Origin of the sequence: Streptomyces bohaiensis (genome assembly GCF_012033785.1) — a bacterium.
Classification (GTDB): domain Bacteria; phylum Actinomycetota; class Actinomycetes; order Streptomycetales; family Streptomycetaceae; genus Streptomyces; species Streptomyces bohaiensis.
In genome coordinates this window covers 1-6620 of the sequence record NZ_JAAVJC010000260.1, presented here as the reverse complement: position 1 = coordinate 6620, position 6620 = coordinate 1, and the positions used below count along the sequence as shown (strand labels likewise).

The 6620-nt window shown below is 73.3% G+C and carries 8 protein-coding genes; 4 read left to right on the top strand and 4 right to left on the bottom strand.

The features are described 5' to 3' along the window. Window positions 1–67 precede the first annotated feature (67 nt). Window positions 68–559 carry an FBP domain-containing protein gene (locus HCN52_RS20340; RefSeq protein WP_168089901.1) on the bottom strand — a complete coding sequence of 164 codons (492 nt, stop codon included), beginning with the start codon at window positions 557–559 and terminating at the stop codon, window positions 68–70. A gap of 149 nt (window positions 560–708) precedes the next feature. Between HCN52_RS20340 and HCN52_RS20335 the strand changes: the two genes are divergently transcribed. Further along, window positions 709–1278: a TetR/AcrR family transcriptional regulator gene (locus tag HCN52_RS20335; protein ID WP_168089900.1), complete on the top strand. Its 570-nt coding sequence runs from the start codon at window positions 709–711 to the stop codon at window positions 1276–1278. On the opposite strand, the gene HCN52_RS20330 is transcribed toward HCN52_RS20335, so the two are convergent. Then, a complete protein-coding gene (locus HCN52_RS20330) occupies window positions 1161–1733 on the bottom strand; it encodes a hypothetical protein (protein WP_168089899.1) in 573 nt (190 codons plus the stop codon). The genes HCN52_RS20335 and HCN52_RS20330 overlap by 118 nt on opposite strands. 285 nt (window positions 1734–2018) lie before the next feature. On the opposite strand from HCN52_RS20330, the gene HCN52_RS20325 reads away from it, so the two are divergent. The 3 genes from HCN52_RS20325 (at window position 2019) to HCN52_RS20315 (ending at window position 4437) form a co-directional block, all read left to right on the top strand. Next, window positions 2019–2837, top strand: coding sequence for a helix-turn-helix domain-containing protein (locus HCN52_RS20325; RefSeq protein ID WP_167972529.1), 819 nt, complete (start codon window positions 2019–2021; stop codon window positions 2835–2837). After that, window positions 2827–3051, top strand: a complete 225-nt coding sequence (locus tag HCN52_RS20320) for a DUF397 domain-containing protein (RefSeq protein WP_168089898.1) — start codon at window positions 2827–2829, stop codon at window positions 3049–3051. Before HCN52_RS20325 ends, HCN52_RS20320 begins: the two co-directional genes overlap by 11 nt. A gap of 195 nt (window positions 3052–3246) precedes the next feature. Further along, window positions 3247–4437, top strand: a complete 1191-nt coding sequence (locus HCN52_RS20315; protein WP_209314784.1) for a DUF418 domain-containing protein — start codon at window positions 3247–3249, stop codon at window positions 4435–4437. Between the two features lie 75 nt (window positions 4438–4512). On the opposite strand, the gene HCN52_RS20310 is transcribed toward HCN52_RS20315, so the two are convergent. Next, a complete protein-coding gene (locus HCN52_RS20310) occupies window positions 4513–5187 on the bottom strand; it encodes a response regulator (protein ID WP_312876801.1) in 675 nt (224 codons plus the stop codon). Further along, on the bottom strand, window positions 5184–6620 hold a 1437-nt coding region (locus tag HCN52_RS20305), incomplete at its 5' end, for a sensor histidine kinase (protein WP_209314782.1). The genes HCN52_RS20305 and HCN52_RS20310, both read right to left, overlap by 4 nt.

The following is a 6620-nucleotide window of genomic DNA, read 5'->3' as shown; positions in this document are numbered from 1 at the left end:
CGCCCGTCGTGCGACGGGCGGGCGCCATCGGCCGTCCTCAAACGACCCGCGCCGCGTGCCGGTCCGCTCAGCGGTGGACGCGGGCGAGGAACGACTCCAGGTTGGCGACGGCCCGCGCGATCCGCTCCTCCACGGTGATGACCTCGGGCAGCCGGGCGCTCGGCCCGGCGTCCTTGAGCCCGCGGATGTACAGCGAGCAGTTCAGGTCGGCGCACAGGTAGGTGCCGACCGAGTTCCCGTCCTGCCCCGCCCGCCCGGCGCGCGGCGCCACCATGAGCGAGACGCCCGCGCTGGGGGCGGTGAGGCAGACCGAGCACATGCTGCGCCGGACCTGCCAGGCGGCGGGCGGTGCGCTGCGCAGGACGATCGCCCGGTCTCGGCCCTCGTAGCGGGTGACGAGATAGGCGCGATCGGGTGCGCCGGCGTCGCGCCAGCCGAGGAAGTCGAGGTCGTCCCAGGGGCGGTCGTCCAGGTCGCGGGGGACGGGGATGCGCTTGGCCGCGCCCTTGGAGCAGTTGACGAACGCGCCCCGGATCTCGCGGTCGGTCATGGGTCTCATGCCGTCCACCGTAGGTTTCCTACAGGCTTTAGGCAAATGCTTATACTCAATAGGTGCGGTTCGGGCGCTCGCCTCCCGCCCGGGGAGACCGGGGCCGCACCGGCCACCGCACTCGACCCACGCCCCACTCCACCCCCAGGGAGCCCCCGATGGCACGCGCCGGACTCACCCCCGAACGACTGGTCGCCGCCGCCGCGGAGTTGGCGGACGAGGCCGGCCTCGCCCAGGTGACGGCCTCCGCCGTGGCCCGCCGGTTCGACGTCAGGGCGGCCAGCCTCTACTCGCACATCGGCGGTACCGACGACCTGCGGACCGGGGTGGCGCTCCTCGCCCTGCGCGAGATGGCGGACCGCGTCGCGGAGGCGCTCGCCGGCCGCTCCGGCCGCGACGCCCTCGCCGCCTTCGCGGGCGCCTACCGCGACTACGCCCGCGCGCACCCCGGCCGGTACGAGGCCGCTCGGCTGCCGCTCGACCACGAGACCGCCATGGCGAGCGCGGGCGTCCGGCACTCCGAGCTGGCCCGGGCCGTCCTGCGCGGCTACGACATCGCCGAACCCGACCAGACCCACGCGGTGCGCCTGCTCGGCAGCGTCTTCCACGGCTACATCAGCCTGGAGGCCGCGACCGGGTTCTCCCACACCCCGGTGGACTCGGACGCCAGCTGGCAGTGGACGCTCGACCGTCTCGACGCACTGCTGCGCTCGGGCAGCGCCGGCTGAGCCACCGCCGACGGCACGACGACCGGCCGGCAGGAGAGGGAGTACAGCACCTCCACCGCGCCTTGCCCGGTGACCACGTCCGGGCCCCGGCTGTTGACGCTGACGGGCCCGCCACCCCGCAGGGCCCGCGCCTGCACCCGCTGGTACCCGGCGTCCGCCGCCCACTCCCGGAACACCGCCGCCGGGTCGTACCCCTCCCCCGCGGACTCCAGGACGGCGGGCGGGAACGGCCCACCGCGGGGAACGGGGTCGAGGGCGTCGGCCAACCGCCCGGCCCGGTCGACCATCCACCGCAGCGCATCCGCCGGACCCGCCGCCCAGTGTCCGCCGAGATACCACTCCCCGTGGGCGTCCGGGCTGCGCACCACCAGCTCGCCCCAGAAGCCACGCAGCTCGCCGCACCTCACTCCGCACCCCCGCAACCGGTCGCACACCGGCACCGACAGCCGGCGCATCGGCGGCCACCGGCCGAGCCACCGAGGCGCAGCGCACGGAGGTGCGCGTCGATCACCGTGTTCAACGCACCCACCGCCGAACGCAGTTGCTCCCCCGAGAGCCCAACCGGCGTGTCACCGCTGCCACATCCGTCCCCCGGCGGGTTCTCCGCCGCCCCACTCGTCTCCACCACATCCATCTCCCTGCCGCTGCGTACAGATCCACTCACAGAGTGCGTTCGTGAGCACTAGGCTTGCCAGGGGGAAATGGCTGACAGGCGCGTTTTCATCGTGGGGAGCCAGGGAATGCCGGAACGCGGGTATCGCACGCCCCGACAGAAGTACGGGGACGAACTACGCCGACGGCGGACCGCCGCCGGCATGACGCAGGAGGCGTTGAGCAGCATCGTGGTCTGCTCTCCCACACTCATCAGCCACTTCGAGGCGGGACGACGCCTCCCCAATCCCGACGACGCCGCGCGGATCGACCAAGCCCTGGCGACGGACGGCTGGTTCGCCCGCTGGCTCAAGGACCTGGAACGCCGCTTCGCCGACCACTTCACGGAGGCGGCGGAGCTGGAGCAACTGGCCTCCGTGATCCGACACTTCGGATCAATGCTTGTTCCGGGGATTCTGCAGACCCCGGAGTACGCCAGAGAGATCTTCCGCACCGGTTGGCCCAACCCTGCGGGCGAGTCAATTGACGAGCAAGTGGTCAATCGAATGAACAGAGCTGCGCGGCTAACGGACCCCAGCTCGCCGGTAATCTGGACCCTCCTGGACGAGTCTGTCATCCGTCGCCCCGTAGGCGGGCCCACGGTCATGGCGAAGCAGCTGGAAAAGATCGCCGACCTGGCAGAATCGGGACGTCTCCGGCTGCACATCCTCCCGTTCTCTACTGGTTCGCACGCACTGATGGAGGGGATGCTTTCGCTTATGGAGTTCCCCGACGGGGCGCCCGTGGCCTACACCGAGAACGTACTCACCGGACGACTCATCGACGATCCGGCGCAGGTAGCACGCTGCCAAGCCATGTACGACTTGGCATTGAGTGATGCACTTCCACACCAAGAATCTGTAGCCCTCCTCAGGGCGGTCGCGAAGGACTACACCGATGAAGCATGAGCAGTCTGCACTTGCCGGCGCCGGCACCCCGCTGTGGATCAAGTCCAGCCACAGTGGGGCCAGCAACGGCGACTGCGTGGAGTTCGCCCGCAATCTGCCGGGGTTGATTCCGGTCCGCGACTCCAAGAACCCGGCCGGGGCCACTCTCGCCCTCTCCCCCGAGAGCTGGCGGGGCTTTGTCTCCGCTCTCGCCGCGGGGCACTTCCGCGTCTGAGCCCGTGCGGCGGGCCGCCGGTCCCGGTGGCGGCCCGCCGGTCACGGGCACCCGCCTGCATCCTTCGTCGTACACCACGATCATCCGTGAACACGATGTGGGCCATGGTCCGGTCGCCGCACGATGTGGGGCATGACCAGCACCGAGTCAACCGGCGGGCCGCCGGTACCCACCGCTGTCGCGAGCCCCGTCGCCATGCCTCGCCACGCGGGCACTGCGAGCGAGGGCGCGGGCAGCGACCGACTGCCGCTTCTCGACCTGCTGCGGGGTGTGGCGATCCTCGGCACCCTCATGACCAACGTATGGATCTTCACGGCCCCGGGCGCGGAGTGGTCGGTGCTCGGCGGCCCGCTCGTCACGCCCGACCTGTCGTCGGTGTCCGAGGCGGCGGAGAGCGCCTTCCGGCTGCTCGCGGACGGGAAGTTCCTCGCCCTGCTCACCGTCCTCTTCGGCGTCGGGCTGGCCATCCAGTTCGACTCGGCCGCCCGCCGGGGTGAGCCCTGGCCGGGACGCTACCGGTGGCGTGCCGCGTTCCTCTTCGCGGAGGGCGCGCTGCACTTCGTGCTGGTCTTCGCGTGGGACGTGCTCATGGGGTACGCGGTCACCGCACTCCTGGTGGCGTGGCTGCTGACCCGCAGCGAGCGGGCGCAGCGACGCTGGCTGTGGTGGGCGGCGGGCGGGCACCTCGCGCTGATGGCCGCGTGTTCCGCCCTGCTCCTCGCGGCGGGCTCCGCCTCCGAGGGAGAGCAGCAGGTCGCGCCATCCGTCGTGGCGCTGTACGCGGAAGGCGGCTACGGCGAGCAAGTGGCGTTCCGGTTGGAGAACGCCCTCGCGCTGCGGCTGGAGCCGGTGCTGACGTTCGGACTGCTGGTCGCCCTGTTCCTGCTGGGCGCGCGGTTGTACCGAGCCGGGGCGTTCGGCCCGGACGCGACCGGACGCCGCCTACGGGGCCGGATGCTGCGCTGGGGGCTCGGGACCGGTCTCCCGCTGACGGTGTTGTTCGCCTTCTTCGGGGAGGGCGGGTTCCTCCTCAACCGGTACGTCGCCGCACCGCTGGTCGCGCTGGGGTACATCGGTCTCGTCGGGGCGCTTGCGGACCGCGTCCGCCGCCCGGGGCGGGTCGCCACCGCCGCCACCGGGGCCCTCGCGTCGGTCGGCCGGACGGCGCTCACCTGCTACGTGCTCCAGAACGTGCTGTGCGTCCTGCTCGCCTACGGCATCGGTGCCGGACTCGCCGCCCGGATCGGGCCGGACGCCGGGCCGTGGTGGGTGATGGGACTGTGGGCGGCGGTCAGCGCCGTCCTGCTCGCCGCCGCCTCCCTCTGGACCCGGCGCTTCCGCCACGGCCCCCTGGAAGCCCTCCAACGCGCCGTCCTGCGGCGGTGACCGGCGCGGCGCCCGGCCGCGCCGGTCACCGGTAGCGCCGGGCCGCGCCCGCCGGTCACCGCCGCAGGGCCGGTGTCAGGGGTGGGCGACGCCGGTGCGGTAGGCCCAGACGACGGTCTGCACCCGGTCGCGGGCGCCGATCTTGGTCATGGCGCGGCCGAGGTGGGACTTGACGGTGGTGGTCTCGATGAACAGCTCCCGTCCGATCTCGGCGTTGGACATGCCGCGCGCGAGCAGGCGGACGATCTCCGTCTCCCGTCCGGTCAGCAGCGCGGCGGGGTCCTCCTCCGGCTGCGGTGGCGGGGTGCGGCGGGCGAACTCCGAGATGACGCGCCGGGTCACCGTGTGGTCGACCAGTCCGTGGCCCGCCGCGACCCGGCGCACCGCGTCGATCAGGTCGTCGGGGTCGGTGTCCTTCAGCACGAACCCGGCAGCCCCGGCCTCCAACGCGCCGAAGACGTAGTCGTCGAGGTCGAAGGTGGTGACGATGAGGACGTGCGGCGGGTCGTCGGCGAGGCGGGAGAGGATCTCCCGGGTCGCCGTCAGACCGTCACCGCCGGGCATCCGGACGTCCATGCAGACCACGTCCGGGCGCAGCCGCTCCGCCAGCTCGACGGCGCTGCGGCCGTCGCCGCAGTCGCCGACCACCTCGATGTCCTCGGCCATGCCGAGGATGACCCGGAAACCGGCTCGCACCATGGACTGGTCGTCCACCAGCAGCACCCTGATCACGTCGCGCTCCTCCGTCACCGCTCTTCTCGCGTTCCCTGTGCCGCCCGGCCGGTCTCCCCCGTCAGCGGGATCTCCAGTCGCACCCGCCAGCCGCCCGGCCCGTCGGGCCCGGCGTCCAGGCGCCCGTCCACCAGCTGCGCGCGTTCGCGCATCCCCAGCAGGCCGTGCCCCCGGGACGCGCCCCCGTCCGCCCTGCCCGAGCCCCCCGGCGGCGGGTCGTTGGCGACCTCCAGCACCACGCGCGACGAGCCGTGGCGCAGCACGATGCGGACCGGGGCGCCGGGCGCGTGGTCCCGGGCGTTGGTGAGCGCTTCCTGCGCGACACGGTAGACGGTGATGTCGGCGACCGGCGGCAGCGCCCGCGGCTCGCCCTCGTGGCTCAGCGCGACATCGGCGCCCAGGCGGCGTTCGGCTGCGACCAGCCGGTCCAGCGCGGGGACCCCGGGAACGGGCGCGCCGTCGTAGGTGCCGTCCCTCCCGGCGCCGTCCGGGCCGGGTTCCCGCAGTGCGCGGACCACCATGCGGAGGCTGTCGAGCGTCTCCCGCCCCTGGGTGCGGACCCAGGAGGTCGCCTCCCGGGCAGCGTCGTCGTCGCGGCCGATGAGCCGCTCGGCGGCGCCGGCCTGGACGACCATCCCGGAGAGGTGGTGGGCCGCGATGTCGTGGAGTTCCCGCGCCATACTGGTGCGTTCGGCGCGGACCGCGTTCTCGGCGCGCTCGCGCTGCGCCCGGACCGCCTCGTCGGCGCGGAGGCGCACCAGCTCGACGTAGTCACGCCGGGTCGCCACGTACCGCCCGACCAGCGCCGGGACGGCGTAGCAGCCCACAGCGGAGAGCAGTCCCGTCAGGATCACCAGGTGGACCGCTGGATCGGCCTCGGTGAGGACCCGCGCCGCGTCGGAGCCGGGCAGCGGCTGGGGGTCGAAGAGCATGCCCGAGACGGCGCCGCTCATGAGCCCGGTGGCCACGCTCACCACCACCAGCAGCCGCACCAGCGCACGGGTGGAGAGGAGCAGACCGCAGGTGTAGCCGGCGACGAAGGTCGCCACCCCCTGGAACGCGACGGTGGCGGGCAGGAAGGCGTAGACCGCGAGCTGCGCGGCGGCGACGGCGAGCAGCACCCCGGTCGGGTGGCGGCGGCGCAGGCACAGCGGCAGGGGTTGGAGGCAGACGACGACCGTCAGCGCCACCGCGCTGCCGGTCGGCAACCGGACCCCGTCGATGGCGCCCATGATCGTGAGGGCCGCCCACAGCAGCCCCGCCGCCGCCAGCGCCAACCCGGCCGCCAGGGCGGTGTCGCGGGCGAGGGGCGTGCGCAGCCCGATCCGGTCGAGTGCGCGGTCGAGCGCGGCGGGCGGTCGCGCGAGGCGGGCGGCGGGCCCTGGGCGTCGCGCGCGACGGGCTCGGTGCGGTGCCGGTAGTGCTCCAGCGTGCCGTCCTGGGTGGGGAGT

Coding starts and splice junctions, on each gene's coding strand:
- HCN52_RS20320 (WP_168089898.1), top strand. CDS start 2,827: ATGAAGCATGAGCAGTCTGCACTTGCCGGCGCCGGCACCCCGCTGTGG.
- HCN52_RS20340 (WP_168089901.1), bottom strand. CDS start 559: ATGAGACCCATGACCGACCGCGAGATCCGGGGCGCGTTCGTCAACTGC.
- HCN52_RS20335 (WP_168089900.1), top strand. CDS start 709: ATGGCACGCGCCGGACTCACCCCCGAACGACTGGTCGCCGCCGCCGCG.
- HCN52_RS20315 (WP_209314784.1), top strand. CDS start 3,247: ATGCCTCGCCACGCGGGCACTGCGAGCGAGGGCGCGGGCAGCGACCGA.
- HCN52_RS20325 (WP_167972529.1), top strand. CDS start 2,019: ATGCCGGAACGCGGGTATCGCACGCCCCGACAGAAGTACGGGGACGAA.
- HCN52_RS20330 (WP_168089899.1), bottom strand. CDS start 1,733: ATGCGCCGGCTGTCGGTGCCGGTGTGCGACCGGTTGCGGGGGTGCGGA.